General features: G+C 64.1%; 26 protein-coding genes. 12 read left to right on the top strand and 14 right to left on the bottom strand.

All coding sequences use genetic code 11. From position 1 onward, the window contains the following. The first annotated feature begins 69 nt into the window (after positions 1-69). Positions 70-1,692: a Na/Pi cotransporter family protein gene (locus HTY61_RS05610; protein WP_175275870.1), complete on the top strand. Its 1,623-nt coding sequence runs from the start codon at positions 70-72 to the stop codon at positions 1,690-1,692. 7 nt (positions 1,693-1,699) lie between these two features. Here the strand turns inward: HTY61_RS05610 and HTY61_RS05615 are convergent, their stop codons facing one another. Then, positions 1,700-3,016: a DNA polymerase IV gene (locus HTY61_RS05615; RefSeq protein ID WP_175275871.1), complete on the bottom strand. Its 1,317-nt coding sequence runs from the start codon at positions 3,014-3,016 to the stop codon at positions 1,700-1,702. A 72-nt stretch (positions 3,017-3,088) separates the two neighbouring features. Between HTY61_RS05615 and HTY61_RS05620 the strand changes: the two genes are divergently transcribed. After that, positions 3,089-3,667: a GNAT family N-acetyltransferase gene (locus HTY61_RS05620; protein ID WP_175275872.1), complete on the top strand. Its 579-nt coding sequence runs from the start codon at positions 3,089-3,091 to the stop codon at positions 3,665-3,667. 5 nt (positions 3,668-3,672) lie between these two features. On the opposite strand, the gene HTY61_RS05625 is transcribed toward HTY61_RS05620, so the two are convergent. Next, positions 3,673-4,350: a hypothetical protein gene (locus tag HTY61_RS05625; RefSeq protein WP_210268624.1), complete on the bottom strand. Its 678-nt coding sequence runs from the start codon at positions 4,348-4,350 to the stop codon at positions 3,673-3,675. Further along, entirely contained in the window at positions 4,335-4,631 is a 297-nt protein-coding gene (locus HTY61_RS05630) for a DUF3572 domain-containing protein (protein ID WP_175275874.1), read from the bottom strand. The genes HTY61_RS05625 and HTY61_RS05630 overlap by 16 nt, the downstream gene beginning before the upstream one ends. A 133-nt stretch (positions 4,632-4,764) precedes the next feature. Here HTY61_RS05630 and HTY61_RS05635 point away from each other — a divergent pair, with 133 nt between their 5' ends. Next, entirely contained in the window at positions 4,765-5,121 is a 357-nt protein-coding gene (locus HTY61_RS05635) for a response regulator (RefSeq protein WP_343045223.1), read from the top strand. A gap of 23 nt (positions 5,122-5,144) precedes the next feature. Beyond that, a complete protein-coding gene (locus tag HTY61_RS05640; protein ID WP_175275876.1) occupies positions 5,145-6,524 on the top strand; it encodes a PleD family two-component system response regulator in 1,380 nt (459 codons plus the stop codon). A gap of 126 nt (positions 6,525-6,650) precedes the next feature. Here the strand turns inward: HTY61_RS05640 and rpmG are convergent, their stop codons facing one another. The 5 genes from rpmG to topA form a co-directional block, all read right to left on the bottom strand. Continuing rightward, a complete protein-coding gene (gene rpmG / locus HTY61_RS05645) occupies positions 6,651-6,818 on the bottom strand; it encodes a 50S ribosomal protein L33 (RefSeq protein WP_131568534.1) in 168 nt (55 codons plus the stop codon). Between the two features lie 120 nt (positions 6,819-6,938). After that, positions 6,939-7,556, bottom strand: a complete 618-nt coding sequence (locus HTY61_RS05650; protein ID WP_246272941.1) for an NUDIX hydrolase — start codon at positions 7,554-7,556, stop codon at positions 6,939-6,941. A gap of 126 nt (positions 7,557-7,682) precedes the next feature. Continuing rightward, positions 7,683-8,126 carry a DUF983 domain-containing protein gene (locus HTY61_RS05655; protein ID WP_175275878.1) on the bottom strand — a complete coding sequence of 148 codons (444 nt, stop codon included), beginning with the start codon at positions 8,124-8,126 and terminating at the stop codon, positions 7,683-7,685. Further along, positions 8,123-10,456, bottom strand: a complete 2,334-nt coding sequence (gene rnr, locus HTY61_RS05660) for a ribonuclease R (RefSeq protein WP_175275879.1) — start codon at positions 10,454-10,456, stop codon at positions 8,123-8,125. Before rnr ends, HTY61_RS05655 begins: the two co-directional genes overlap by 4 nt. Then, positions 10,449-13,070: a type I DNA topoisomerase gene (topA, locus tag HTY61_RS05665; RefSeq protein ID WP_175275880.1), complete on the bottom strand. Its 2,622-nt coding sequence runs from the start codon at positions 13,068-13,070 to the stop codon at positions 10,449-10,451. The genes rnr and topA overlap by 8 nt, the downstream gene beginning before the upstream one ends. 275 nt (positions 13,071-13,345) lie before the next feature. Between topA and HTY61_RS05670 the strand changes: the two genes are divergently transcribed. Next, complete coding sequence (locus tag HTY61_RS05670; protein WP_175275881.1) at positions 13,346-13,528, top strand: hypothetical protein; 183 nt, start codon at positions 13,346-13,348, stop codon at positions 13,526-13,528. Here the strand turns inward: HTY61_RS05670 and dprA are convergent. From dprA to HTY61_RS05690, 4 genes are read right to left on the bottom strand one after another with little or no spacing between them, the layout of a single operon-like run. Next, positions 13,508-14,665, bottom strand: a complete 1,158-nt coding sequence (dprA, locus tag HTY61_RS05675) for a DNA-processing protein DprA (RefSeq protein WP_175275882.1) — start codon at positions 14,663-14,665, stop codon at positions 13,508-13,510. The genes HTY61_RS05670 and dprA overlap by 21 nt on opposite strands. Before the next feature lie 4 nt (positions 14,666-14,669). Further along, on the bottom strand, positions 14,670-15,278 hold the full coding sequence (plsY, locus tag HTY61_RS05680) for a glycerol-3-phosphate 1-O-acyltransferase PlsY (protein ID WP_175275883.1): 609 nt from the start codon (positions 15,276-15,278) through the stop codon (positions 14,670-14,672). 33 nt (positions 15,279-15,311) lie between these two features. Then, positions 15,312-16,610: a dihydroorotase gene (locus HTY61_RS05685; protein ID WP_175278434.1), complete on the bottom strand. Its 1,299-nt coding sequence runs from the start codon at positions 16,608-16,610 to the stop codon at positions 15,312-15,314. Then, positions 16,610-17,569 carry an aspartate carbamoyltransferase catalytic subunit gene (locus HTY61_RS05690; protein WP_175275884.1) on the bottom strand — a complete coding sequence of 320 codons (960 nt, stop codon included), beginning with the start codon at positions 17,567-17,569 and terminating at the stop codon, positions 16,610-16,612. The genes HTY61_RS05685 and HTY61_RS05690 overlap by 1 nt, the downstream gene beginning before the upstream one ends. A 150-nt stretch (positions 17,570-17,719) precedes the next feature. Here HTY61_RS05690 and HTY61_RS05695 point away from each other — a divergent pair, with 150 nt between their 5' ends. Further along, entirely contained in the window at positions 17,720-19,351 is a 1,632-nt protein-coding gene (locus tag HTY61_RS05695; protein WP_175275885.1) for an acyl-CoA dehydrogenase family protein, read from the top strand. Here the strand turns inward: HTY61_RS05695 and HTY61_RS05700 are convergent. Further along, positions 19,333-20,271 (bottom strand): AEC family transporter, encoded by a 939-nt coding sequence (locus tag HTY61_RS05700; protein ID WP_175275886.1) that lies wholly within the window; start codon positions 20,269-20,271, stop codon positions 19,333-19,335. The genes HTY61_RS05695 and HTY61_RS05700 overlap by 19 nt on opposite strands. Before the next feature lie 206 nt (positions 20,272-20,477). On the opposite strand from HTY61_RS05700, the gene HTY61_RS05705 reads away from it, so the two are divergent. Both HTY61_RS05705 and HTY61_RS05710 read left to right on the top strand, forming a co-directional pair. Next, a complete protein-coding gene (locus HTY61_RS05705) occupies positions 20,478-20,987 on the top strand; it encodes a hypothetical protein (RefSeq protein WP_175275887.1) in 510 nt (169 codons plus the stop codon). After that, entirely contained in the window at positions 20,987-21,334 is a 348-nt protein-coding gene (locus HTY61_RS05710; protein WP_246272942.1) for a DUF6105 family protein, read from the top strand. The genes HTY61_RS05705 and HTY61_RS05710 overlap by 1 nt, the downstream gene beginning before the upstream one ends. Here HTY61_RS05710 and ruvX read toward each other — a convergent pair. Continuing rightward, positions 21,316-21,786, bottom strand: a complete 471-nt coding sequence (ruvX, locus tag HTY61_RS05715) for a Holliday junction resolvase RuvX (protein ID WP_175275888.1) — start codon at positions 21,784-21,786, stop codon at positions 21,316-21,318. The two genes, HTY61_RS05710 and ruvX, sit on opposite strands and share 19 nt — an antisense overlap. A gap of 78 nt (positions 21,787-21,864) precedes the next feature. On the opposite strand from ruvX, the gene HTY61_RS05720 reads away from it, so the two are divergent. From HTY61_RS05720 to gatA, 4 genes are all read left to right on the top strand, one after another. Then, entirely contained in the window at positions 21,865-22,572 is a 708-nt protein-coding gene (locus HTY61_RS05720) for a metal-dependent hydrolase (RefSeq protein ID WP_175275889.1), read from the top strand. Positions 22,573-22,654: 82 nt separating this feature from the next. Continuing rightward, positions 22,655-22,942 carry an Asp-tRNA(Asn)/Glu-tRNA(Gln) amidotransferase subunit GatC gene (gene gatC, locus HTY61_RS05725; RefSeq protein ID WP_175275890.1) on the top strand — a complete coding sequence of 96 codons (288 nt, stop codon included), beginning with the start codon at positions 22,655-22,657 and terminating at the stop codon, positions 22,940-22,942. Between the two features lie 6 nt (positions 22,943-22,948). Further along, positions 22,949-23,416, top strand: a complete 468-nt coding sequence (locus HTY61_RS05730; RefSeq protein ID WP_175275891.1) for a GNAT family N-acetyltransferase — start codon at positions 22,949-22,951, stop codon at positions 23,414-23,416. Further along, positions 23,416-24,897 (top strand): Asp-tRNA(Asn)/Glu-tRNA(Gln) amidotransferase subunit GatA, encoded by a 1,482-nt coding sequence (gatA, locus tag HTY61_RS05735; protein ID WP_175275892.1) that lies wholly within the window; start codon positions 23,416-23,418, stop codon positions 24,895-24,897. The genes HTY61_RS05730 and gatA overlap by 1 nt, the downstream gene beginning before the upstream one ends. Positions 24,898-24,911 lie beyond the last annotated feature (14 nt).

Raw genomic sequence — 24,911 nt, forward strand, 5'->3', positions numbered from 1 at the left:
GGCGCGGCCAATTGCCTGCCACCCCCTCCAGGTCTGGCGGATGCCCGGGCATCGGCCTAGAAAGACGGGATGGTTTCGAACCTCATGGAGGCGGTCGGCGGCATCGGCCTGTTCCTCCTTGGCATGCTGTTGCTCACCGATGGCCTGCGCGCGATCGCGGGCGACGGTGTGCGCCGGCTTCTCGCCGCCTTCACGAAGAGCCCGCTGACCGGGGCTGTAACGGGCGCAGCGACGACGGCCCTGATTCAGTCTTCCAGCGCGACCACGATGATCGCAATAGGCCTGGTAGGGGCTGGACTATTGTCCTTTTCCCAGTCGCTCGGGATCATATTCGGGGCAAATATCGGGACCACGATCACCGGATGGCTGGTTGCAGTGATCGGCTTCAGGTTCAAGCTTGGCCTTGCTGCCATGCCTCTGGTCCTTGCCGGAGTTGCACTGCGTATCTTTGCAACAGGCCGGTTGTCGCAGTTCGGCATGGGCGTCGCCGGTTTCGCTTTGCTGTTCATTGGTATCGACATGATGCAGGCCGGACTTGCGGCGCTGGAAGGTGTCGTGACCCCGGACCGTTTTCCGGCCGACACCCTGTTCGGCCGTCTCCAGCTGGTGCTGATCGGAATTTTGATCACGCTGGTCACGCAATCGTCGAGTGCAGGCGTCGCGACGGCGCTCGTGGCCCTCCATGCCGGGGCAATTTCCTTTCCGCAGGCCTGCGCGATGGTGGTCGGCATGGATGTCGGCGCTGCTTTCAAGTCGGTGCTCGCCGTGCTCGGCGGTTCGGTCGCCATGCGGCGGACTGGCTATGCCCACGTGATCTACAACCTGGCGACCGGGCTGATCGCCTTCGCGATACTGCCGCTCTATGTCTGGCAGGCGAAGGTCTGGCTCGCGGCAGGCGGAGATGCGCAGATCGCTCTTGTGGCGTTTCATACGCTGTTCAACACGCTCGGCGTGATCCTGATCCTGCCGTTCACGGCCCGGTTTGCCCGGGTTGTCGAGTGCCTCGTTGCGGAGGAGGGAGCGCCGCTGGTTGACCGGCTGGACGAACGCCTGCTGGACAGCCCTTCGGCCGCCCTCGATGCTGCCATATCGACACTGCGCACCGTAGCCCTGGAATTGGCGCAGATCGTAGCCGGGCTGCTGGGGCGAGATGGCACGAGAATGCCGGAGCCGGCTCGCATTCTGGAACTGCGCGATGCGCTGGAGACGGTGCGCATGTATCTCGAGCGCATCGGGACAGGTCACGACAACGCCCGACTGCATGAGCGCTACCAGGCCGCCGTTCATCTGCTGGACCATTGCAATCGTCTGTTGAGCCGTTGCACCCAGACTGCGCGCATTCGGGCGCTTCGTTCCGACCGGAGGCTGCGGCGGCTGGGCGGCATGGTGTGCGAATTCTCGCGGCGTTTCGCGGAAACCGGGGATGCAGGGGCGCTTGCTCCGCGATTCGACAGGCTGCGCGTCCTGTTGCGGGCGCAGCGCCATGTGGTGCGCGAGAAGACAATCGATCGCGCAGCACAGGGCACGCTAGGTACCGGCGCGACGATGTTGCGTTTGGACGCGGTGCGTTGGCTCCACCGCACGACCTACCATCTTTGGCGCATTGCGCATCACCTGACCGTCGCCGGCGGTTCCGGCAAGGGGCGCGAACCAGTGCCCGCGGGGCTGATGGACGACGACGTGGAGGATTGATCGCGTCTCAGGCGTCCTGGTCGCGCCGCGGCTTGCCGCGGAGGCCGGTTCCGAAGGTGTAGCCGGTTTCCAGCGCGCGGGTGCCGAATTTCGCCCTTACCTTGTCCATGGCCGCCTCGGCCCGGGCGCGCTGCTCTGCCGCCGTGTCTATCAAGTCCGACGGATCGGCCGTTGCGTCCCTGGCAAGATCCGAGACGCCTACGCCGAGCAGGCGGAATTCGGTTCCGTCGAGTTCCTTTTCCAGCATCGGGAGGGCCGTACGAAAGATCCGGTCGGCTAGCCGCGTCCGGTCTGCAAGCTGGCGGTTTCGCGTGCGCGTCCTGAATTGCCTGTCCTTGAGTTTCAGGGTGACGGTACGGCCCGCGAGGTCCGCTGCTTTCAGTCGTTGCGAGACCTTTTCCGACAATGCGCGGAGGACAGGCACCAGGTCGTCGGCGGTGGAGTAGTCCCGATTGAACGTGGTCTCCGCCGAAATGCTCTTGGCTTCGTGGTCGGGTTGGACTTTGCGGTCGTCGATGCCGCGTGAAAGATGATAGAGCCGGCGCCCCATCACGCCGTAACGCTTCATCAGCACGGACTCCTCCATGGATTGCAATTGTCCGATGCTTCGGATGCCGTCCTTTTCAAGCGTCGCGGCAAATGCCTTGCCCACGCCCCATACCATGGTCACGGGCTTGTCGTGCAGGAAGGAACGCGCCTCCGCCGTGCCGATCACCGAGAAGCCGCGGGGCTTTTCGAGGTCCGAGGCGACCTTGGCGAGGAACTTGCAGTAGGAAAGACCGACCGACACGGTGATGCCGATCCGGCTTTCGACCCGCTTGGCGAACTTGGCGAGTACGCGTGATGGTGCTTCCTTGTGCAGTCGCTCGGTTCCGCTGAGGTCGAGAAACGCCTCGTCTATGGAAATCGGTTCGACCAGCGGCGTAAGTTCGCGCATCATGTCCCGCACCTCGCGGCCGACGCGGGCGTATTTCTCCATTTCCGGCTTTATGACCACGGCATCAGGGCAGGCCTTCAGTGCCTTGTACATCGGCATTGCCGAACGCACGCCGTTGATGCGCGCGATATAGCAGCATGTGGAGACAACGCCTCGCTTGCCGCCGCCGACGATGACCGGTTTATCGCGCAGTTCCGGCCGGTCGCGCTTCTCGACCGACGCATAGAATGCATCGCAATCAATATGGGCAATCGACAGCGTGTCGAGTTCCGAATGACGGACGATGCGCGGGCTGCCGCAGGCAAGACAGCGCTTTTCCCGCCCCTCGATCGGGCGCAGGCAATCGCGGCAAAATCCCGAAGCCGGCATGTTGACAGTTTCCGTCATCGGTGTGAACATACCATGAACATTATGCACGAAACATCCCGTAGGTTGTTATCACCAGGCCAGGAAGACGTCATGGCAAAGTTGGACGTTGTACCGCTGACTGTCGACCGGTGGCGGGATTTCGAGCGGCTCTTTGGTCGGCAGGGCGCTTGCTACGGCTGCTGGTGCACCTATTTCCGCCTCGCTCCGAAACAGCGCAAGGCAAATTCCTCGGAAGACAACAAGGCATTCATGCGCGCGCGCATCGAAACGGGTCCGCCGCCGGGGCTGCTGGGCTATTCGGATGGTGAGCCGGTTGTCTGGATGCAGATCGGCCCGCGCGCCGACATACCTGAATTCAACAATCCGGGCCGTGTTTCGGCGCCGCTGCCGGACGGTCCCGCGGACGCAGCGGAGATTTGGGCGATTTCATGCTTTTTCGCCCGGCGTGACCTGCGCGGGCAGGGGCTTTCGCACCAGCTGGTCGCAGCCGGAATCGACCATGCGCGCCGGAACGGTGCCCGCCTGCTGGAAGCCTGCCCGATGGACCGGTCCAAACAGGCGCAATCGGTCGGCCTGTTTGTCGGCTCCACCAGCGTTTTCCTGAAGGCGGGCTTCGAGCAGGTGGCATTGCGCAAGGCCGGCCGGCCGCTCATGCGCTGCGTGCTCTGAAGCTGTCAGCAAGCGAGGTTCGACAGGTGTTCGGCGATCGCCTCAGCGGCTTCCGCCCAGCTTTCAACCGTTCGTACGCCTTTGGGCATCGGCGGCAGAAGCGCCCTGAGTGGCCGATAGGCCATCAGGTGCAATGCGAGCGCGTCCGGTACCGTTTCCAGCACGCTGACATGGTTGGGAGGCAGATCGTCGATGAACGCGACCGGACGCCGGGGATGGTGGCGGATCAACGTGGCGACCGCCGCACCCTTTGCTTCCTCCGTCGCGATCATGGGATGCGGGAAACCGTGCCGGTCGAGCAGAGCACGGCGGCGCGCGTGATGGCGCGGCGGCATGGCGGTCAGGTAGACGATGTCGACGCCGTGCTTCGCCTCGATCGTCGCCAGTGTCTCGCGCGCACCCTCGGCCGGTTTCTGCCAGGAATCGTGTTCGTTGAAGAAGCGTTCCAGAAATTCGGAAATTGTAGCTTTGTCAGCCGGTTCTCCCGTTTTCTTGAAGTAGACATTCCCGGTCAGCTGGAACGAGTCGGTGCGCAACTCATGGTCGTGGCTTTCCAGGAAGGCCATGAAGGGCGAGACGAATTCCAGCACCACTTCGTCAATGTCGCAAATGATGAGCGGACGCTCCGAGCGCGCCAGGGCCTCGATGCGGTTGCGCTCCGCAGGTGTCATGCCGAAAGCCATTCGTTGCCGGGATTGCCCATCAACGTTTCTCTCGCGCGCTGGACGAGTTCCGGATCGGTCTGGGTTTCGTTGCAGAACGCCATCAGGCTCGGCTCGTGCGCCAGCAGGAAATCCAGCACGCCGGCCAGAAAGCCCGGCTCGGCCGCGGCCCGGCGGATATGGCCGGCCTCTATTCCGGTCAGCGCCAGGAACCGGGTCAGCATGTCCTCGTTACCGGCAATCCATGCAAGCGCCGAGACCGCCACTGCCTCGGCTCCGGTATCAGCCGTATCGTCGGTCATCGCGTGTCCGTTCGTTATTTCTCAATGGAATCGCGTTATAGCCTTGCAAAATGGCAATTTCGACACCGGTTTGCGGGCCGGCAGGCGAGGCGGGAAAACCGTGCGGGGTAAAGCTATGGCGACGAAGACGGTGATGATCGTTGAGGACAACGAACTCAACATGAAGCTGTTCCGCGACCTGATCGAGGCGAGCGGCTACGAGACGGTGCGCACCCGGAACGGACTGGAGGCGCTGGATCTGGCTCGCGTTCATCGGCCCGATCTCATCCTCATGGACATCCAGTTGCCGGAAGTTTCGGGGCTGGAAGTGACCAAGTGGCTGAAGGAGGATGACGAACTGCACACCATCCCGGTGATCGCCGTCACCGCCTTTGCCATGAAAGGCGACGAGGAACGGATTCGCCAGGGCGGCTGCGAGGGATACATCTCCAAGCCGATATCCGTTCCTAAATTTATCGAAACCATTAAGTCGTATCTTGGCGACGCATGACTCCATGAACAGGACCGCGTCCCATGACAGCGCGCATACTAGTAGTTGATGACATCGAGGCGAACCGCAGCCTGCTCGAAACGCGGCTGACCGCCGAATACTACGATGTCATCACAGCGGAAGACGGCCAGCGCGCGCTCGATATCTGCGCATCGTCGCCGGTCGATCTCGTGTTGCTCGACGTGATGATGCCCGGCATCGACGGTTTCGAGGTCTGCCGAAAGCTGAAGGCCAGTCCGGAGACCTGCCACATCCCGGTGGTCATCGTTACCGCGCTTGACGAGATGGCCGACCGCGTGCGGGGACTGGAGGCGGGCGCCGACGATTTCCTCACAAAGCCGGTCAACGACATGCAGCTTCTGGCACGGGTGCGCAGCCTGTTGCGCCTGAAGATGCTGACCGACGAGCTTCGCCTGCGGGCCGTCACCGCGAGGGACATCGGCCTGGACAAGCTGTTCGACGCGGATGGCGGAGACGAAGGGGGCAAGAAGCCCGAGGTTCTGGTCATCGAAGAGCGTCAATCATCCTTCGACAGCCTCGTACGGCCCATGCGCCGGGAGTTTTCCGTCAGTCGGGGCGAAGACCCGCAAGCCGGCGTGTTCACCGCGGTCGAGGGGGATTTCGACTGCATTTTCGTCGCGTCGCGATACGAGAACTTCGATGCGCTGCGCGTCTGTTCGCAACTGCGTTCGCTTGACCGCACGCGCTTCGTCCCGGTCATCCTGGTAGCCGATGCCGATGATGATGAACTGGTCGGACGGGCGCTGGAACTCGGCGTCAACGACTACATAGTGCGACCGGCGGACCCGAACGAACTGATCGCTCGCCTGCGCACGCAGGTGCGTCGCAAGCGCTATCATGACGGCCTGCGGGCGAATATCGCCCAGTCAATCGAACTTGCCGTCATCGACGGCCTGACCGGGCTCTACAACCGGCGCTATCTGGAAACCCATCTCGAGACGCTGGTCGCTCGTGCGCGCAGCCGGGAACGGAACCTGTCGCTGCTGATTACCGACATTGATCGGTTCAAGACCGTCAACGATACCTACGGACACGACGCCGGCGACGATGTGCTGCGCGAGTTTGCCCGGCGGCTGCGTGACAATGTGCGCGGCATGGACCTCGCCTGCCGCTACGGGGGAGAAGAGTTCGTCATCGTGATGCCTGACACCTCTGCGGAGGTCGCCGCCGATATCGGTGAACGCCTGCGCGAGCAGATCGAGCGCGATGCCTTCCTTGTCGCGAACGGCGCAGACAGCCTGCCCGTGACGGTCAGTGTCGGCGTGGCAACGCTGAGCCGCGATGGCGACGAGGATGCCAGGGCGCTGGTCAAGCGTGCAGACGAGGCGCTCTACGAGGCGAAGGCAGCCGGGCGCAACCGGGTGGTTTCCGACGCGGCATGACCGGTTGCGCGTCGCCGGCGGTGTGTTTCGGTCGGGGCGGCATGAATCACTTTCACGATAGCCTGGACATCAAAAAACCGCCGGTCGCGAAACCGGCGGTTAGGTCGTGCGCTGCTGCTGAAAGCCTTATTTGATCTTGGCTTCCTTGAACTCAACGTGCTTCTTGGCGATCGGATCGTACTTCGTCTTCACCATCTTCTCGGTGAAGGTACGGCTGTTCTTCTTCGTCACGTAGAAGTAGCCGGTGTCCGCCGTGGAAAGCAGCTTGATTTTGATCGTCGTGGCCTTTGCCATGATGTGTACCTGTCTTTTTATATGAGAGCGTGCCGAAGACGGGTCACTGGAAAGACCGTCGGCGAATTTCTCGCGGAACCTACGGATTGCGGGCCAAAAGTCAAGCTTCAACCGGCCGTTTCATTCGAAGGTCTGGAGGAAACGCCGATTCTCCACGCGAATGAATGGTACAGGCATGTCGCGCGAAAGGTCCGGATCGTCTTTCAGCCGGTCCGCGAGAAGATCTAGGATCGCGACCGTGATATCCGGAACCTTGATGCCGTCGAAGTCGCCGAAGCGAATCCAGCGGACCTCGTCGAGCTCCTCCTCGGGATTGGCGATCAGTTCATCCGGATTGAACACATGGCGGGCGTCGGCAGCGAAAAAGCGGGTGTCGAAACGTCGCGGCCGCCCCGGCGGCGTGATGGCGCGCGCGATGTAGCGAATCGCCGAAAGATCGGGAACCACGCCGGCACGGGCGAACGCGTCCCATGATCGCGGCGCTTGCACCCGGTCCGATCCAGCCTGTCTGCCGATCAGAAGGCCGGTTTCCTCCTGCGTTTCGCGGATCGCGGACATCGCCAGTGCTTCCGCGCGACGAAGGCTCCCCTTCGCGCCCATGCCCTTGACCAGTCGCTCCGCGTCTCCGGCATGGAGGCTGCCGGTGCGCGGCGCCGTCAGGTCGGCACGTTCTGTCCGTCCGCCGGGAAACACGAACATGCCGGGCATGAAGACGAGATTCGCGTTCCGCTTGCCCATCAGGACTTCCGTCCTTCCGGCATTGCGTCTCAACAGTATAAGCGTCGCCGCATCGCGCGGCCTTGTATAGGAAGCCGGACCGTAAGGTTTGATCCTCTCGGTGAATTCGGGCTTCATGGTCCTGTATCAGACGCCTTGTTCGGGATGGTTTTCCGGCATGTCGTCCTCGCCGCCGAACCCGTGCATGTAGTTGGCCCACTGGAAGCCGATCACGGCGCCCTTGAGCGGCTGCATCAGGACTACCGCCATGAACAGCATGATCGGAATCCAGATCGCGAGATGCACCCAACCGGAAAGATCCGTCATCGCTTCCGCCATCGTGAAACCGCCGACGCCGACATGGCCGACGATCACGACGTTCAGGTATGCCGGGAAATCGTCGGCGCGCTGGTGGGTCATGTCCTCGTCGCAGACAGGGCAGGAATCGACCGGCTTGACGAAGGCCCGGAACAGCCGTCCTTCCCCGCAATGCGGGCACTTCCCGGCGAAGCCGCGCTTGATGGCCGCGAAGACCGGACGCTTCGGGCGAACCGGCTCGTCGTGGTCGTGTAGAAATGTCAATTCGCTCATCGTCTGCGTCCCGATCCGGGCCGTTTTCCTGCGGCCTTCCCGCGCCTGCCGCGTGCAGCCGCACGCGCACCCTTCTTGGCCTTATGGAACGATTTCGTCGGCGTGCCAAGCTTTCGGGGTTCGGTAATCATCTCGAAGCGCATCGATCCGGCGAGCGGCATCACTTCCGCGATCCGGACCGTGACGGGATCGCCGAGCCGGTAGCCGGTACCGGTCCGTTCACCGATCATCGCGTGCCGGGCCTCGTCGTGGATGAAATACTCGTCGCCGAGCGTCGAGGCCGGTACGAAGCCGTCGGCGCCGTAGGCGGGCAGGGAGACGAAGAGGCCGGCCGACGACACGCCGGCGATCCGGCCCTCGAATTCCTCGCCCACGTTGTCGGCGAGATGCAGGGCAATCAGTCGATCGACCGTCGCCCTTTCCGCGTTGACCGCCCGCCGTTCGGCAATCGATATCTGCCCGGCAATCTCGCGCAGCTGGTCCTCGGTCATGTCCGGCAGGCCATCCTTGCCGTCGCCGAGGTCGAGCGACCTGATCAGGGCCCGGTGGACAATCAGGTCGGCATAACGGCGGATCGGCGAGGTGAAATGCGCGTAGCGCAGGAGATTGAGGCCGAAATGCCCGTAGTTTTCGGGCGAGTACTCGGCCTGCGCCTGGCTGCGCAGGATCACCTCGTTGACCAGCGCGGCATGGTCCGTCTCCTTGACCGCGTTCAGGATCTGGTTGAAAGCGGACGGGCGGAGCTGCGCACCGCGGGCAAGGGAGATGTCCAGCGTCTTCAGGAATTCCCGCAAGGCCTCTTCCTTGGCCAGCGACGGCGAGTCGTGCACCCGGTAGACAAGCAGTTGTCGCTTGGCTTCCAGCGTCTCCGCAGCGGCGACGTTGGCCTGGATCATGCATTCTTCGATCAGCCTGTGCGCTTCGAGCCGCGGCGGCACGATCACCTTGTCGACCAGTCCGTCCTCGTTCAGCACGATCTTGCGTTCCGGCAGATCCAGTTCCAGAGGGCCGCGTGCCTCGCGGCCTCTTTCGAGGCAGCGATAGGCGTCCCACAGCGGCTTGAGGATCGGTTTCAGCAGCGGTCCGGTCTTCTCGTCCGGCGCGCCGTCGATAGCCGCCTGCGCCTGGATGTACGAGAGCTTTGCCGCCGAGCGCATAATGATGCGGTGGAAGCTGTGGTCGCGCTTTCGTCCGTCTGCTCCGAAGGTCATCCGGACGGCGAGGGCAGGGCGGTCCTCGCCCTCCCTGAGCGAACACAGGTCGTTGGAAATGCGTTCCGGAAGCATCGGCACGACCCGGTCGGGGAAATAGACCGAATTTCCCCGGTTCAGGGCCTCCCGGTCCAGGGCCGATCCCGGGCGCACATAGTGGGCGACGTCTGCTATGGCGACGGTGAGGATGTGGCCGCCCGGATTGGCGACATCCGTGTCCGGTTCCGCGAACACCGCGTCATCGTGGTCCTTGGCGTCGGGCGGATCGATGGTCACGAGTGGCAGGTCGCGCCAGTCCTCGCGCTTGCCGCCGGGCGCAACCGGCTTCGCCGCCTCGGCTTCTGCCAGCACCTCTTCCGGAAAGACATGCGGAATGCCGTTGGCGTGTATGGCGATCATCGAGACCGCCTTTTCGGATGCGAACGAGCCGACCCGTCGCGTGACCGAGGCTCGCGGAAGCCCGTAGTGGCCCGCCTTCGTCACCTCGACCTCGACGAGATCGCCCGGGCTCGCATCGCCCAGCTGGTCCTTGTCGATGATCAGTTCCGCCTGCTTTCGGTCGACCGGTTCCAGCCGGTAGCCGCCGTCATCCATGCGGCGGATCACGCCGAGGATCGCCGTCTGGCGTTTTTCCAGCTTCTTCATGACACGGGCGGTGTGCAGGCCCTCCTCGTCATGCGGCGGCGAGATGCGCGCAAGGACACGGTCGCCGACGCCTGCTGCGGTCTGGCGTTGCCGTCCGTGGCGCGGTGCGCGAATGGCGATCATCGGCGGCTCGCCCTGTTCTGCCTCGTCCCATTCGAGAGGGCGGGCGATCAGGCCGCCGTCGCGATCGCGCCCCGTCACCGTAAGCACCATGACCTGCGGCAGCGCGCCCGCGGTGACAAGGCGTTTTCCCCGGCGCTGGAAAATGCCCTCTTCCTCGAGTTCCTTGAACAGGTGCTTCAGCGCGACCCGGTCGTCGCCCTTCAGGTTGAAGGCCCTGGCGACGTCGCGTTTCGTTGCCCTGTCCGGATTGTCCCGGATGAAGGCGATGACGTCGTCGCGGGTCGGCAGGTGCGCGGTGCGCTCTCTGGGTCGGGGTTTCGGGTCGCCCTTGTGCCGCTTCTTGCTAGCCATCGGCCTTCGCTGCGGCCTTCTTCTTGGCCGGAGCTTTCTTCTTGGCGGGCGCCTTCTTCGCCTTGGCTCCGCCGACCTTCTTGCCGGATTTCTCGGCCCGTTCGGCAATCAGCTTGACCGCATCCTCCAGCGTCACCGACATAGGATCGGTGTTCTTGGGTATCGTCGCGTTGATCTTGCCGTGATTGACATAGGGGCCGTACCGTCCGTCGCGCACGGTCACCGGGCCTCCGACCTCCGGATGCTCCCCAAGCTCCTTCAGGGCTGCCGGCGTCGAGCGCCCGCGTCCGGGGCCCTTGGCGACCTTTTCCGCCAGCACCGTAACCGCGCGGTTGAGGCCGATCGTGAACACGTCCTCGACGCTTTCCAGGTTCGCATAAACGCCGTCATGCAGCACGAAGGGGCCGTAGCGGCCGATTCCGGCGGAAATCATCTTGCCCGACTCCGGATGCTGGCCGATGTCGCGTGGCAGCGAGAGCAGCGCTAGCGCCTTCTCGTGGTCGATGTCCTCGACCTTCCATCCCTTGGGCAGGCTGGCGCGCTTGGCCTCCTTGCCGTCGCCCCGCTGGACATAGGGGCCGAAACGGCCGGTGCGCAGCGTGATTTCCTCGTTGGTGTAGGGATCGGTTCCCAGCAACTTCGGCCCGTCCGAAAGGTCGCCGGCCTCGCCGTTCGGGCCTTCCTCGCCAAGTTGCCGGGTAAAGTTGCATTCCGGATAGTTGGAGCACCCGACGAATGAACCGTAGCGTCCGAGCTTCAGGCTCAGTTTCCCGGTTCCGCATTTCGGACAGATGCGCGGGTCAGACCCGTCAGGACGCGGCGGGAACACGAGCGGTTCCAGCTGCTCGTTCAGCGCGTCCAGCACGTCCGTGATACGAAGTTCCTTCGTTTCCTCGACATGGGCGGAGAATTCCTGCCAGAAGTCGCGCAGAACGTCCTTCCAGTTCAGCTTGCCGGCTGAGATGTCGTCGAGTTTTTCCTCCAGTGACGCGGTGAAGTCGTACTCCACGTAGCGCGAGAAGAAATCCTCCAGGAAAGCCGTGACCAGGCGGCCCTTGGCTTCCGGGATCAGTTTCTTGCCGTCAAGCTTGACGTATTCGCGGTCGCGCAGTGTCGTCAGGGTTGCCGAATAGGTGGACGGCCGCCCGATGCCGAGCTCTTCCATCTTCTTGATCAGCGAGGCTTCCGAGTAGCGCGGCGGCGGTTCCGTGAAGTGCTGCGTCGCGTCGATCTTCTCGCGCAAGGGTTGCTCGCCCGTGCGCATTGCCGGGAGCCGGTTCGAGTCGTCCTCTTCCTCCGCATCCGTCTTCATGTCGTCGCGGTGCTCGGTATAGGCGGCAAGGTAGCCGTCGAACTTGACGACAGAACCGGTCGCGCGCAGCGTCGCCGTCTTTCCTTCGCCCTTGGCGACGATCTCGACCGTGGTGCGCTCCATTTCCGCGGATGCCATCTGGCTGGCGATGCCGCGCTTCCAGATCAGCTCGTAGAGCTTCATCTGGTCGCCGTCGAGCGAGCCGCGCACCGATGAGGGAGTGCGCATGAAATCGGTCGGACGGATTGCCTCGTGCGCTTCCTGTGCGTTCTTGGCCTTGGTCGAATAGAGGCGGGGGCTTTCCGGCAGGTAGTTCGTGCCGAATTCCTTGGCGATGGCGTCGCGTGCGCCGGTGATTGCCTCCGGTGCCATCTGGACACCGTCGGTACGCATGTAGGTGATCAGACCGACGGTCTCGCCGCCGACATCGACGCCTTCGTACAGACGCTGCGCAACTTGCATCGTGCGTGCCGGCGCAAAGCCGAGCTTGGCGGATGCCGCCTGCTGTAGCGTGGAGGTGGTGAAGGGCGGGGCCGGATTGCGTTTCTGCGGCTTGGCTTCGAGCGACTCGACGGTGAATGCCGCCGATTCCAGCATCGCCTTGATGGTCGCGGCATGATCGCCATCGCCGATATCCATCTTGGTGATGCGCTTGCCGTCGAAACCGGTCAGGCGTGCGACGAATGGCTGGCCGCCCTCCGTCTTCAGATGGGCGGCGATCTGCCAGTATTCCTCGGGCTTGAAGCGCTCGATCTCGGATTCGCGGTCGCAGACCAGACGCAGCGCCACCGACTGGACACGCCCGGCGGAGCGGGCGCCGGGAAGCTTGCGCCAGAGGACGGGTGACAGCGTGAAGCCGACGAGATAGTCGAGCGCACGGCGCGCGAGATAGGCATCGACCAGGGGCATGTCGATGTCGCGCGGATTGGCCATCGCTTCCGTGACGGCCTTCTTCGTGATGGCGTTGAAGACGACGCGCCGGACCGGTTTGCCCTTCAATGCCTTTTTCTTGTTGAGAACCTCCAGGACGTGCCAGGAAATCGCTTCTCCCTCGCGATCGGGGTCGGTTGCGAGAATCAGCGCATCGGCTTCCTTCATGGCGGCTGCGATTTCGTTCAGCCGCTTGTTCGATGCCGTGTCGACGCTCCAGTCCATCGCGAAGTCCTCGTCCGGGCGCACCGAACCGTCCTTGGCCGGCAGGTCGCGGACGTGACCGAACGAGGCCAGGACCTTGAACCCGGAGCCGAGATACTTGTTGATGGTTTTCGCTTTGGCGGGCGATTCTACGACGACGACATCCATGACGAACTGCAAATGAGGGGTCGGGGGCGGGCAGGCTTGCACCGCTTCAAGTCCCGCACATGGCGGTATGGCGCGGTTTGGTCAAGAGGGCGCCATGTGTTTTCGCCAGATCGATCTGGTTGCAGCCGGAAGTTGAATCGGTCATTAATGCAATCGCCAATGGTATTCTATAGGTGTTTTTTGCTGGTTGGATTTGGTCAATTCACGCGGTCGTTGTGCAGGCAAAACAGCGTCTTCCGTCGCTGTGTCGGGCGCTAGACGGTTGGGAGTCGTCGGTGGCGGATACCCGACAGATAGATCAAGAACGGCTGGAATATGTGCGCGCGATGCTGACGGAATTGCAGCGACTGGTCGTTGCGGACAGGCACCCGACGCTTTCCTACCTGCTCGAGATGGCAAAGCTGGAAGTCTGCGATATCGTGGACGGCAACGACGAGTCAGGAGGCGGGCAGGAGTGAGATCCGGTTACCCGGATGCCTTTCGATTCGCCCGGCGAGATCGAGTTCCAGGACGGCAAGGTGAACCTGCGCGGCCGGCAGCCCGGTATGCGCGATGATCTCGTCGATATCGGCGGGCGCGGGACCGAGCAGTGAAAGTATCCGTGCCCGCTGGTCATCGCTGGGCGGCAACGCCATCCCGTCGTCCGGTTCGAACAGCGGCAATTGTCCGACAGGGCCGGGCGCTGCCCGGTCGTCGAGCGGAGCCAGCACTTCGAGGATGTCCTTCGCCGAGGTCGTGACGATCGCGCCGTTCTTCAGGAGGTTGTTGGTGCCTTCCGCGCGCGGATCGAGCGGCGAGCCGGGCACGGCGAAGACCAGCCGGCCGAGTTCGTTGGCCAGGCGGGCGGTGATCAGCGATCCCGACCGCATCGCGGCCTCGACGACGACAAGTCCGAGCGACAGCGCGGCTATGATGCGGTTCCGGCGCGGGAAATCGCGCGCCCGCGCCTCGAGGCCGAACGGCCGGTCGGTGATCGCTGCACCCGTGCCGTTCTCGATGGCATCCAGAAGCCGCAGGTTCTCCGGCGGATAGGGCTTGTCGATGCCGCCCGCCAGCACGGCGATGGTGCCCGTGCGCAAGGCGGCCTCGTGCGCCGCATGGTCGATGCCGCGCGCAAGGCCCGAGACAACGGCATGGCCCGCCTCGCCGAGGTCGCGGGAAAGCCGCCGGGCGATCCTGATGCCGGACATCGAGGCGTTGCGCGCGCCGACGATGCCGACCGCGCTCGGCCGGAAGACTTCCGGATTGCCCCTGATCGTCACCAGCGGCGGGGCGTTTTCCGTCCGCCGCAGCATCGGGGGAAAATCCGGCTCGCCGAATCCGACGATGCGCGCGCCGTACCGCGCCACGGCTTCCAGCTCGCGTTCGGCCTCGTCCTCGGTCGCGATTCGCACCGAACGGAACTGTCCGCCGCGCCGGGCCAGCTCCGGCAGCATTTCAAGCGCCGCCTCCGCCGAGCCGCAATGGGTGATCAGGTCGCGAAACGTGGCGGGCCCGACATTGTCGGACCGGTACAGCCGCAACCACGCCAGGCGCTGCCGGTCGGAGAGGACGAAGCGGGCGGGTTTCGGCCCATTTCCGTCCTTCGCCGCCACCGGCTCATCCCTTCTGGCCGATCCTGCTTTCGTTTCCCGAAAGCAGTCGGGAGATGTTTTGGCGGTGTTTCCAGAACACGAGCACGGTCAAGACCACGTAGAGAAGCCCGAGCTCCGTCTGGCCGACATAGAAGACGGAAGCCGTCGTCACCACGCTGGCCGTCAGGGCCGCGAGCGAGGAGTAGCGGAAGATGAAGGCCATCGCGATCCAGACAATCGCGAATGGGGCGAGGACGTGCCAGGAATAGCCGAGCGAGATGCCGGCGAAGGTGGCGACGCCCTTGCCGCCGCGGAATTTCAGCCAGGCCGGATACAAGTGCCCGAGAAAGGCGCCGAGGCCGGCGAGAATCGCCGCATCCATGCCGAGAAAGTGCCGGGCGAGCATCACCGGCACCATGCCCTTCAGCGCATCGAGCAGCAATGTCAGCGCAGCGAGCTTCTTGTTGCCGGTGCGCAGGACGTTGGTTGCGCCGATATTGCCGGATCCGATGTTCCTCACGTCGCCAAGTCCGGCCATCCGGGTCAGCAGCAGGCCGTAGGGCACGCTGCCCGAAAGGTATCCGATTGCAAATGAAACGATGAGAGCGACCGACGAAGTATCAGTGAAGTCCATGTGCCCCGGCTCCGTATGGGAAGCTTCGACGCTTTATGCGCCGTAAACGCGGTTGCCTGCAACCACCGTCTCCACGACACGGCCGGTGAACCGGGCGCCCTCGAAGGCGGTGTTCTTGGAGCGCGACCGCAACTGGTCCTCGTCGAGTACCCAGGGCAACTCGAGGTCGAGAATGGCGAAATCGGCCGCGCTGCCTGCGGCGAGCGTGCCGGCATCGATGCCGAGAAGCCTGGCCGGTGCCGTCGACATGGCCTCGACCAGCCGGGCAAGCGTCACGTCGCCGTTGTGGACGAGCCGCAGGCCTGCCGCCAGCAGCGTTTCCAGGCCCACGGCGCCGTCGGCAGATTCCGAGAAGGGCAGCCTCTTGGTGTCGACGTCCTGCGGGTCGTGCGAGGAAACGATCACGTCGATGGTTCCGTCTTTCAGCGCCTCGACCATCGCAAGCCGGTCGTCCTCGTTGCGCAGCGGCGGCGACATCTTGAAGAAGGTTCGGTATTCGCCGATGTCGTTCTCGTTGAGCGACAGGTGGTTGATCGAGACGCCGGCGGTGACTGGAAGGCCCTGGTCCTTGGCGGACCGGATCGCGTCGGCCGACATGGCGGTCGAGATCTTGGCCGCGTGGTAGTTCGCGCGGGTCATGGCGGCGAGTCTGAGGTCGCGCTCCAGCGGAAGCAGTTCCGCCTCGCGCGGGATGCCGGGAAATCCGAGCCAGCTTGCGAACAGTCCTTCGTTCATCACGCCGCCGGCGGAGAGGTTCGCATCCTGCGTTTCATGCGCCACGACCGCGCCGAAATCCTTCGCGTAACGCATGGCGTTGCGCATCACCGCGGCGTTGGCGATGGTCTGGCGCCCGTCGGTGAAGAGCACGGCGCCCGCATCGAGCAGGATGCCGATTTCCGTCATCTCGGAGCCTTTCAGCCCCTTGGTGATCGCCGCGGCGGGAAACACCCGCGTCATTGCGGTCTCGCGCGCGGTCCGCAGGACGAACTCGACCAGCGCAACGTCGTCTATGACCGGATCCGTGTCGGGCATCATCACCAGCGAGGTCACGCCGCCGGCGGCCGCGGCGGCACTTGCCGAAGCGATGGTCTCGCGATGCTCCGCGCCCGGCTCGCCGACATATACGCGCATGTCGACCAGCCCGGGCACGATCGTCAGGCCGGTGCAGTCGCGCACGGTCGCGCCGTCCGGCGTGCCCTGGTTGGCCGCCTTCGCTCCGGCTTCTGCGATTTTCCCGTCGATGACCACCAGGGAGCCCGTCTCGTCCATGTCGCGCGACGGGTCGACGATGCGTGCATTCTCGTAGACGGTTGCGCCCTTGTGCGTTTCCATCATGCCCCGGCCTCGATCTTGCGCTCGTCGAGCAGGGCCTCGATGACGGCCATCCGCACGGCGACGCCCATCTCCACCTGCTGCTCGATGACGCTTTGCGGTCCGTCGGCGATGTCGGAGGCGATCTCCACGCCCCGGTTCATCGGCCCGGGATGCATCACGAGCGCGTCCGGCTTCGCCATCTTCAGCTTCTCCGCGTCGAGCCCGTAGTGGCGGAAATATTCGCGCACCGAGGGCACCAGCGCCTGGGTCATGCGTTCGCGCTGCAAGCGCAGCATCATGACCACGTCGACGTCCTTCAGGCCGTCCTTCATGGAGGTGTGCACTTCCGTGCCCATCTGCTCGATGGCCGGCGGCATCAGCGTGGAGGGGCCGACCACGCGAACCCGCGCGCCCATTGTGTTGAGCAGTATGATGTTGGAGCGTGCCACCCGCGAATGCAGGATGTCGCCGCAGATCGCCACGGTCAGGCCATCCAGCCGTCCCTTCGCGCGGCGGATCGTCAGCGCGTCGAGAAGCGCCTGGGTGGGATGTTCGTGCGCGCCGTCGCCCGCATTGATCACCGAACATCCGACCTTGCGTGCCAGCAGCGCCGCGGCGCCGGCGGCGGAATGGCGGATGATGAGAATGTCGGGCCGCATCGCGTTCAGCGTCATCGCGGTGTCGATCAGCGTTTCGCCCTTTTTCACCGAGGACGAGGCGACGCTCATGTTCATGACGTCCGCGCCGAGCCGCTTCCCCGCGAGTTCGAAGGATGCCTGGGTGCGCGTCGAAGCCTCGAAGAAGAGGTTGATCTGCGTGCGGCCTCGCAGGATCGATTTCTTCTTTTCCTGCCGGCGCGACACGTTCACGTCGGCATCGGCACGGTCCAGCAGCGTCTGGATGTCCGGATAGGAAAGGCCCGCCATGCCCAGCAGGTGGCGGTGCGGAAAGACGGGGAAATCGGTGTCGGCGTTCATGTCAAAGCGACCGTCTAGGCGTTAAACGCGGATTCGGCAACCGCGCACCGGCTCCCGCGGTGCATTTTCGTCATCTTATTCGCCGTCCGGATGGCGACAATTTCTGATAATGTTGCCGCTTGAGAAGAATCAGTCAGGGCCCGTTCCAACGTGTCAGAAACCCACGAAGTCACCAACCAGACGCCGCAACTGGCCGGCAACGCCTTTCTCGACGATCCGCTGCTCCTGCAGTTCGCGTCGGGCGCTCAGGACGCGCAAATGAGGGAGTGGCAGCAGATCGGCGCCTATGTCCGGTCCGCGGAAGCGCTCGATCTTGCGCGGCTGGCCAATGTAGAGATCCCGCGTCTGAAGACGCATGACCGACAGGGCCGTCGTATCGACCGGGTGGAGTTTCACCCTGCCTACCATGCCCTGATGCGCCGCTCGGCGGGCTGGGGGCTGTCAGGCTCCGTTTGGGAGGCCCGCAATCGGGGCGAGGTTCCCGGCCACCAGCGCCGCGCGATCTCTTTCTACATGGTTGCCGGGCTGGAAACCGGCCATCTCTGCCCGATGACCATGACCAATGCCTCCATCGCGGCGCTGAGGACCTCGCCGGAACTTGCGCGCGAATGGGCGCCGCGCATCGCGTCCCGCAAGTATGACTCATCGCACCGTGCGCCGGCAGAGAAGGTCGGCCTGACGGTCGGCATGGGCATGACCGAGAAGCAGGGCGGCACGGATGTCCAGGCGAATACCACCGAGGCCCGGCCCGAAGGCCGGGATATCTACCGCCTGACGGGTCACAAGTGGTTCATGTCGGCCCCCATGAGCGATGCCTTTCTCGTGCTGGCACAGGCGCCGAAGGGGCTTTCATGCTTCCTCGTTCCGCGCCTGCTCGCGGATGGCGAAGCCAACGGCATCCGGTTCATGCGCCTGAAGGACAAGCTCGGCAATCGTTCCAACGCGTCGTCGGAGGCCGAGTTTCATGATTCGGTTGCGCAGATCGTCGGCGAGGAGGGCGAGGGCGTGCGCACCATCCTCGAAATGGTGACGCTGACCCGGCTCGACTGTGCCGTTGCATCTGCCGGGCTGATGCGCGCCGCGATGGTCGAGGCGGTTCACCATGCGCGCCACCGCAGCGTGTTCGGGGCGAAGCTCGTGGACCAGCCGCTGATGACGCGCGTGCTGGCCGACATGGCGGTCGACACCGCGGCGGCAACGGTCCTGTCGATGCGGCTGGCCTACGCCTTCGATCACCAGAACGACAGCGAGCTGGAGTCCGCATGGGTGCGGGCGATGACGCCGGTCGTGAAATACTGGGTCTGCAAGGTTGCGCCGCCAATGATAGGCGAGGCGATGGAGTGCCTCGGCGGCAACGGCTATATCGAGGATTTCTCGCTCGCCCGTCACTATCGGGAGGCGCCGGTCAACTCGATCTGGGAAGGCTCGGGTAACGTCATGGCGCTCGACCTCCTGCGTGTCTTCCGCCGTTCGCCGGAGCTGTACGACTTTGTTCTGCAGGACATTTCCCGCCATCTCGGCCGGCGCGCAGCCGGAACGCGCGACGTGCTTGCCGCCGCCTTCGATCTCGCACGCAGCGATCCCGGCGCAGCGCGGATCGTGATCGAGCAGCTGGCGCTGGCCGCGGCCGCGTCCGAACTCTACCGGATCGGTGCGGGAGGGCTGGCAGACGCCTTCGCCGAAACGCGCTTGGGCGGCACCTGGCGGTCGAGCTACGGGATGCTCGACAGCCGGTTCGATGCGGCGCAACTCGTGGAAGCGCTCTATCCGCCGGAGAATTGAGCGACGACGGCAAGCGCCAGCGGTATGGTCATGAAGGAGATGGCGGTCTGGATGGTCGCGATTGCCGCGTACAGTTCGGCGTCGCCGCCCATCTGGCGCGCCAGCACGTAGCCGTTCATGGCAGTCGGCACAGCGGCGCACAGCGCCAGGTAGGAAAGCTGCGGGCCGGAGAGACCGAGCGCAAGCGCCGCGCCGATGACCATTGCCGGGAAGATGACCAGCTTGTTCACGACGGCAAGCAGCACCGCCTTGTTCGGGCGAAGCGCATCCTGTGGGCGCAGCCCGGCGCCGATCGCCATGAGGCCCATGCCGAGCGCCGCACGGGCTACGAGATCGAGCATTTCCATTGCGGGATCGGGCAGGGGGAAGGGCAGGGCGCGCACGAAGAGCGCCGCGGCCGCGGCCAGCACCAGCGGATTGACGGCGATCTTGCGCGCCACGGCGCGCACGTTCGGCGCCTTTTCCGTGAACCAGGCGACCACGGCCACAGATTCCACGTTAATCGGGATGATCAGGACTGCCATGACCAGCGCCACCATGGCGGCACCTTCCGGCGGAAACAGCTTTTCCGCGACGGCGAAGGCGAGGAATCCGTTCCAGCGCACCGTTGTCTGGAAAATGGAGGAGAAGGACGGCCTCGAAAGGCGCGCCCGGTCGCGCAGCACCGGCCAAAGGGCAAGCGTGAACAGGGCTATGGCAATGCCGGCAAACGCCAGTGCGAAGACCACGGTGCTGAAGGCGAGCGCGGAGAAATCGGCGCGCACGATCGTCACGAACAGAAGCGCCGGATAGAGGACGTAGAAACCCATCACGTCGAGCCCGCGCCAGAACTCCCCGTTGAACAGGGGCAGCCGGCGAAGCGCCTGCCCGAAAAGGATCAGCAGGAAGATTGGCAGGATCGCGGCGAATACGGTCGGCATGGAGGGAAATTCCGATGTGGGAGGACGAGACGCACCGGTTCTGCCCAATCGGCCGGGCGTGGGCAAGGGCTGTTGACGGGCGTTAAGGTTAACAAATGGTTTACGGTTGCCGGGAGCGGGCGCGAGTCCGATAGTCGTCCCAACGGATGGTGGATGGTATGCGACGATTCTTACATGGCGGAATCCTGGCTTCGTGGATCGCGTTCATGGCAAGCGTGACTGCCGGCGGTATCGGCATCGGCTCGACCGGGCTGTTGTGGGAGCTGCATGGCGCGTTGATGAACCTGCCGGCATCCCCGTTCGGCTTCGAGACCGCCCGCGCGGTCCTGACCGGGTTCGTCGTGGCAGCGCTCTCGGTGGCACTGTGGGCGCTCATGATGGTCGTCGTGGCTGGTGAGAACGAGCGCCGCGAGCGTTTCGTGGCGATGGCCGTCGGTTTCGGTTTCGTGCTCGTCGTCGTGTCGGTCTTGCAGATCGTTTCCGCTCTCGCCGGCTCCGGAGCCGCATCCGCCATGCTGTTCGCGATACAGGCTGCAACCCTCTTGTCGATGCTGGCGGCCGGGGGCTTGGAATTTGCCTGGGAGGACCGGGCGTCGGCATCGGCAGCCGAATCCGAAACCGAAGCTCTTTCCGAGCGGATCGGCAACCAGTTGGCGGCGTCGCGCGCGGGACTGGCCGTTCTCAAGGCCATGGCGCGCGAAAAGGAGACCGTCTGATGCGCTACCTGTTCTGGCTCTGGCTCGTCCCGATGTCCCTGTTCTGGGGCTGGTTCGGCCTGTCCTACTACGACATCAATTTCGGTCTTCTGTTCCTGCGCCGCGAGCTGCACGATCTCGTATTCGCGATCTACGGCGATATTCTTGGCGTCGATCCGGCGGCGATACCGGGCATGTTCCTCAAGGCCTGCATCTTCGACACCTTTCTGATCGCGGGCATCATCGCATTCCGCAGGCGCCGCCAGATCAGGGAATGGTGGGCACTACGGCGCGGCCACGTTTCGCCAGGGACCGAGCCTGTGATGGAGCCGGTGGAGAACAGCCGGATTCAGGTGCCGGCGGAATAGAGCCGGTCCAGCGCACCCTGCAAGATGAAGGCGGCGGCCGCCGAATCGATGCGATCGGCTCGCTTGGCTCGCGACACGTCCTGCTCGATGAGCGAGCGCTCCGCCGCCACGGTCGACAGCCGCTCGTCCCAGAAGGCGATGGGGATATCCGTCTTTCCGGCCAGATTGCGCGCGAATGCCCGTGTCGCCTGGGCGCGCGGCCCCTCCGAGCCGTCCATGTTGAGCGGCAGGCCGAGGATGATCGCGCCCGCATTCTCCGTCTCCAGCAAGGCAAGGAGTGCCTCGGCATCGGCGGTGAACTTCTTGCGCCTTATGACCGGGCGCGGCGTCGCCAGCCGCAATCCGCGGTCGCTGATCGCCACGCCGATCGTCTTCGTGCCCAGGTCTAGGCCTGCGACGACCTGTCCCGGCCTCAGCGCGTCCGCGATATCCTCAACAGCGATTTCAGGCATGGCCGATCGAAAGAGTCCGTGTAATCCTTGTACACGGCTCTTAACCCGTTCCTGTATCCAATGCGAGGAAGCTTCGTCATGAAAATAACCTGGTACGGCCATTCGGCATTCCGCGTCGAAGCCGGCGACGCGCAGATCCTGATCGACCCGTTCCTTTCCGGCAATCCGAAGTGGGACGGCGGCTGGGAGGAGGTCGCGGACGGCGTCACGCATGTGCTGCTCACCCACGGTCACGACGATCATATCGGAGACGCCGCCGACATCGTGAAGAAGACGGGCGCAATGCTGGTCGCCAATTTCGAGGTCTGCATGTATCTCGTCGGCCAGGGTGTCGGCGAGGACCGGATCAGCCCCGGAAATATCGGCGGCACGATGGATTGCGGCAGTTTCACGACGAGTTTCGTGCGCGCGGATCACTCATCGTCGAGCCAGACGGGCGGCGGCAACAATGTCTATCTCGGCAACCCGGCCGGACTGATCCTGCATTTCCGCGACGGGCGGTCGCTCTACCACATGGGCGACACCGACATTTTCGGCGACATGGCGCTAATCAACGAACTGCACAAGCCCGAAATCGGCATCGTGCCGATCGGCGACCGCTTCACCATGGGCGGAGCCGTCGCGGCGATCGCGTGTCGTCGGTTCTTCTCCTTTGCCAAGGTCATCCCCTGCCATTTCGGCACCTTCCCGCTGATCGACTCCGATGCCGGGATGTTCCTCGCGGCCATGGAGGACGATGCCGGCAAGGTCGTCGTGCCGGAAATCGGTGCCGCCTTCGATGTGTGACTTGTGGTGGTGCGGTGCGTGTTGCACCGCGCCGCTCGCCCCGCTATAGCGGGCCAAACCGAACATTCTCCCGGAGAATTGCATGTCCGTCGACCTTGCCACCGTCAAGCGCGTCGCCAAACTCGCCCGTATCGCCGTCACCGATGAAGAGGCCAGGAGGATGGAGGGCGAACTGAACACGATCCTCGGCTTCGTCGAGCAGCTGAACGAAGTCGATGTGGAGGGCGTGGAACCCATGACATCGGTAATGCCGATGGAAATGAAAAAGCGCGTCGATGTCGTGACCGATGGTGACAAGGCCGATGACATCGTTGCCAATGCGCCCGCCACGGAAGACAATTTCTTCCTCGTTCCGAAGGTCGTGGAGTAGCGCCGGATGGCGGTCGCGATCGCCCGCGAAACGCCGTTGCAGGATGATGTGCGCGCCATGGTCGCAGCGCTCAACGCGCACCTGGTCCCGCTGTCGCCGCGCGAGTTCCAGTTTCAGCTTGCCGTCGAAGAGATGGCCGGGCCGGACATGGTGCTCTTCGTCGCGCGTGACCGGGCGGGCGAGGCGGTCGGCATGGGCGCGTTGAAGGTGCATGACGACGGCTTCGGAGAAGTCAAGCGCATGTTCACCTGCCCCGCCATGCGCGGCACCGGGATTGGCCGTGCGATCATCGGGGCCATAGAGGCCGCCGCCCGCGAACGCGGCCTGGATGTCCTGCGGCTCGAAACCGGGGGTACGCCCGGTTTCGAGGGCACATGGGCAGTCTACGAACGCTGCGGCTTTGCCCGTTGCAGTGTCTTTGCCGGCTATCCCGATACGAAATACAACGTCTTTTACGAGAAGAAGCTCACCTGATGACCGATCTGACAAGCCTCACAATTGCCGAAGCGCGTGACAAGCTAAGGGCGAAGGAGTTCACGGCGACCGAACTGGCGGACGCCTATATCGCTGCCATCGAAACGGCGAACGATGCGCTCAACGCCTATGTTAAGGTGACGCCGGAAAAGGCGCGCGAGATGGCGAAGGCCTCCGACGGGCGGCTCGCGAAAGGCGAGGGTGGCGCGCTCGAGGGCATCCCGCTCGGCGTGAAGGACCTCTACGCCACCGAGGGCGTCCATACCCAGGCTTGCTCGCATATTCTCGACGGCTTCGAGCCGCGCTACGAATCGACTGTCACCGCCAATCTATGGGCCGACGGCGCGGTCATGCTCGGCAAGCTCAACATGGACGAGTTCGCCATGGGCTCCTCCAACGAGACCTCATACTACGGCCCGGTGAAGAACCCCTGGCGCGCGAAAGGTTCCAACAAGGATCTCGTGCCCGGCGGCTCGTCCGGCGGGTCCGCGGCAGCCGTCGCCGCGCATCTTTGCGCCGGTGCGACGGCATCCGATACCGGTGGTTCCATTCGCCAGCCGGCTGCCTTCACCGGCACGGTCGGCATCAAGCCCACCTACGGACGCTGCTCGCGCTGGGGCATGGTCGCCTTTGCCTCCTCCCTCGATCAGGCCGGTCCCATCGCGCGCGACGTGCGCGACGCCGCGATCATGCTGAAGTCCATGGCTTCCGCCGACGACAAGGACACGACCTGCGTCGACATGCCGGTGCCGGACTACGAGGCGGCGATCGGCCAGTCGGTCAAGGGCATGAAGATCGGCATTCCCGCCGAGTACCGCATGGACGGCATGCCGGAGGAGATTGAGAAACTGTGGCAGCAGGGCATCGCTTGGCTGAAGGATGCCGGCGCCGAAATCGTCGATATCTCGCTTCCGCACACGAAGTACGCGCTTCCCGCCTACTACATTGTCGCTCCGGCCGAGGCGTCCTCGAACCTCGCGCGCTATGACGGCGTTCGCTACGGCCTGCGCGTTCAGGGCAAGGACATCGTCGAGATGTACGAGAACACCCGGGCCGCGGGCTTCGGTGACGAGGTCAAGCGCCGCGTCATGATCGGCACCTACGTGCTGTCCGCAGGCTACTACGACGCCTATTACCTGCGGGCCCAGAAGGTACGCACGCTGATCAAGCGTGACTTCGAGACCGTCTTTGCCGATGGTGTCGATGCCATACTTACGCCGGCAACGCCCTCTGCCGCATTCGGCATCGCCGATCAGGAGATGGCCGCAGACCCGGTCAAGATGTACCTGAACGACATCTTCACGGTGACGGTGAACATGGCCGGACTGCCGGGTATCGCCGTGCCGGCCGGCGTGGACGGAGCGGGCCTGCCGCTCGGTCTGCAACTTATCGGAAAGCCCTTTGACGAGGAAACGCTGTTCCGCGCCGGACACGTGATCGAGCAGGCCGCCGGGAGGTTCACGCCGGAGAAGTGGTGGTAGGCGGCGCTAGCTGC

Origin of the sequence: Oricola thermophila, assembly GCF_013358405.1 — a bacterium.
GTDB classification, from domain to species: domain Bacteria; phylum Pseudomonadota; class Alphaproteobacteria; order Rhizobiales; family Rhizobiaceae; genus Oricola; species Oricola thermophila.

What these genes read in the sequence shown, in the direction of transcription:
- rnr (WP_175275879.1), bottom strand. Translation starts at nt 10,456, where the DNA reads ATGGCTAGCAAGAAGCGGCACAAGGGCGACCCGAAACCCCGACCCAGA.
- HTY61_RS05640 (WP_175275876.1), top strand. Translation starts at nt 5,145, where the DNA reads ATGACAGCGCGCATACTAGTAGTTGATGACATCGAGGCGAACCGCAGC.
- HTY61_RS05690 (WP_175275884.1), bottom strand. Translation starts at nt 17,569, where the DNA reads ATGAACGCCGACACCGATTTCCCCGTCTTTCCGCACCGCCACCTGCTG.
- gatA (WP_175275892.1), top strand. Translation starts at nt 23,416, where the DNA reads ATGACCGATCTGACAAGCCTCACAATTGCCGAAGCGCGTGACAAGCTA.
- HTY61_RS05615 (WP_175275871.1), bottom strand. Translation starts at nt 3,016, where the DNA reads ATGACGGAAACTGTCAACATGCCGGCTTCGGGATTTTGCCGCGATTGC.
- HTY61_RS05630 (WP_175275874.1), bottom strand. Translation starts at nt 4,631, where the DNA reads ATGACCGACGATACGGCTGATACCGGAGCCGAGGCAGTGGCGGTCTCG.
- HTY61_RS05710 (WP_246272942.1), top strand. Translation starts at nt 20,987, where the DNA reads ATGCGCTACCTGTTCTGGCTCTGGCTCGTCCCGATGTCCCTGTTCTGG.
- HTY61_RS05705 (WP_175275887.1), top strand. Translation starts at nt 20,478, where the DNA reads ATGGCAAGCGTGACTGCCGGCGGTATCGGCATCGGCTCGACCGGGCTG.
- topA (WP_175275880.1), bottom strand. Translation starts at nt 13,070, where the DNA reads ATGGATGTCGTCGTCGTAGAATCGCCCGCCAAAGCGAAAACCATCAAC.
- rpmG (WP_131568534.1), bottom strand. Translation starts at nt 6,818, where the DNA reads ATGGCAAAGGCCACGACGATCAAAATCAAGCTGCTTTCCACGGCGGAC.
- HTY61_RS05610 (WP_175275870.1), top strand. Translation starts at nt 70, where the DNA reads ATGGTTTCGAACCTCATGGAGGCGGTCGGCGGCATCGGCCTGTTCCTC.
- HTY61_RS05730 (WP_175275891.1), top strand. Translation starts at nt 22,949, where the DNA reads ATGGCGGTCGCGATCGCCCGCGAAACGCCGTTGCAGGATGATGTGCGC.
- ruvX (WP_175275888.1), bottom strand. Translation starts at nt 21,786, where the DNA reads ATGCCTGAAATCGCTGTTGAGGATATCGCGGACGCGCTGAGGCCGGGA.
- gatC (WP_175275890.1), top strand. Translation starts at nt 22,655, where the DNA reads ATGTCCGTCGACCTTGCCACCGTCAAGCGCGTCGCCAAACTCGCCCGT.
- HTY61_RS05655 (WP_175275878.1), bottom strand. Translation starts at nt 8,126, where the DNA reads ATGAGCGAATTGACATTTCTACACGACCACGACGAGCCGGTTCGCCCG.
- HTY61_RS05620 (WP_175275872.1), top strand. Translation starts at nt 3,089, where the DNA reads ATGGCAAAGTTGGACGTTGTACCGCTGACTGTCGACCGGTGGCGGGAT.
- HTY61_RS05720 (WP_175275889.1), top strand. Translation starts at nt 21,865, where the DNA reads ATGAAAATAACCTGGTACGGCCATTCGGCATTCCGCGTCGAAGCCGGC.
- HTY61_RS05650 (WP_246272941.1), bottom strand. Translation starts at nt 7,556, where the DNA reads ATGGGCAAGCGGAACGCGAATCTCGTCTTCATGCCCGGCATGTTCGTG.
- plsY (WP_175275883.1), bottom strand. Translation starts at nt 15,278, where the DNA reads ATGGACTTCACTGATACTTCGTCGGTCGCTCTCATCGTTTCATTTGCA.
- HTY61_RS05700 (WP_175275886.1), bottom strand. Translation starts at nt 20,271, where the DNA reads ATGCCGACCGTATTCGCCGCGATCCTGCCAATCTTCCTGCTGATCCTT.
- HTY61_RS05635 (WP_343045223.1), top strand. Translation starts at nt 4,765, where the DNA reads ATGATCGTTGAGGACAACGAACTCAACATGAAGCTGTTCCGCGACCTG.
- HTY61_RS05685 (WP_175278434.1), bottom strand. Translation starts at nt 16,610, where the DNA reads ATGGAAACGCACAAGGGCGCAACCGTCTACGAGAATGCACGCATCGTC.
- HTY61_RS05625 (WP_210268624.1), bottom strand. Translation starts at nt 4,350, where the DNA reads ATGGCTTTCGGCATGACACCTGCGGAGCGCAACCGCATCGAGGCCCTG.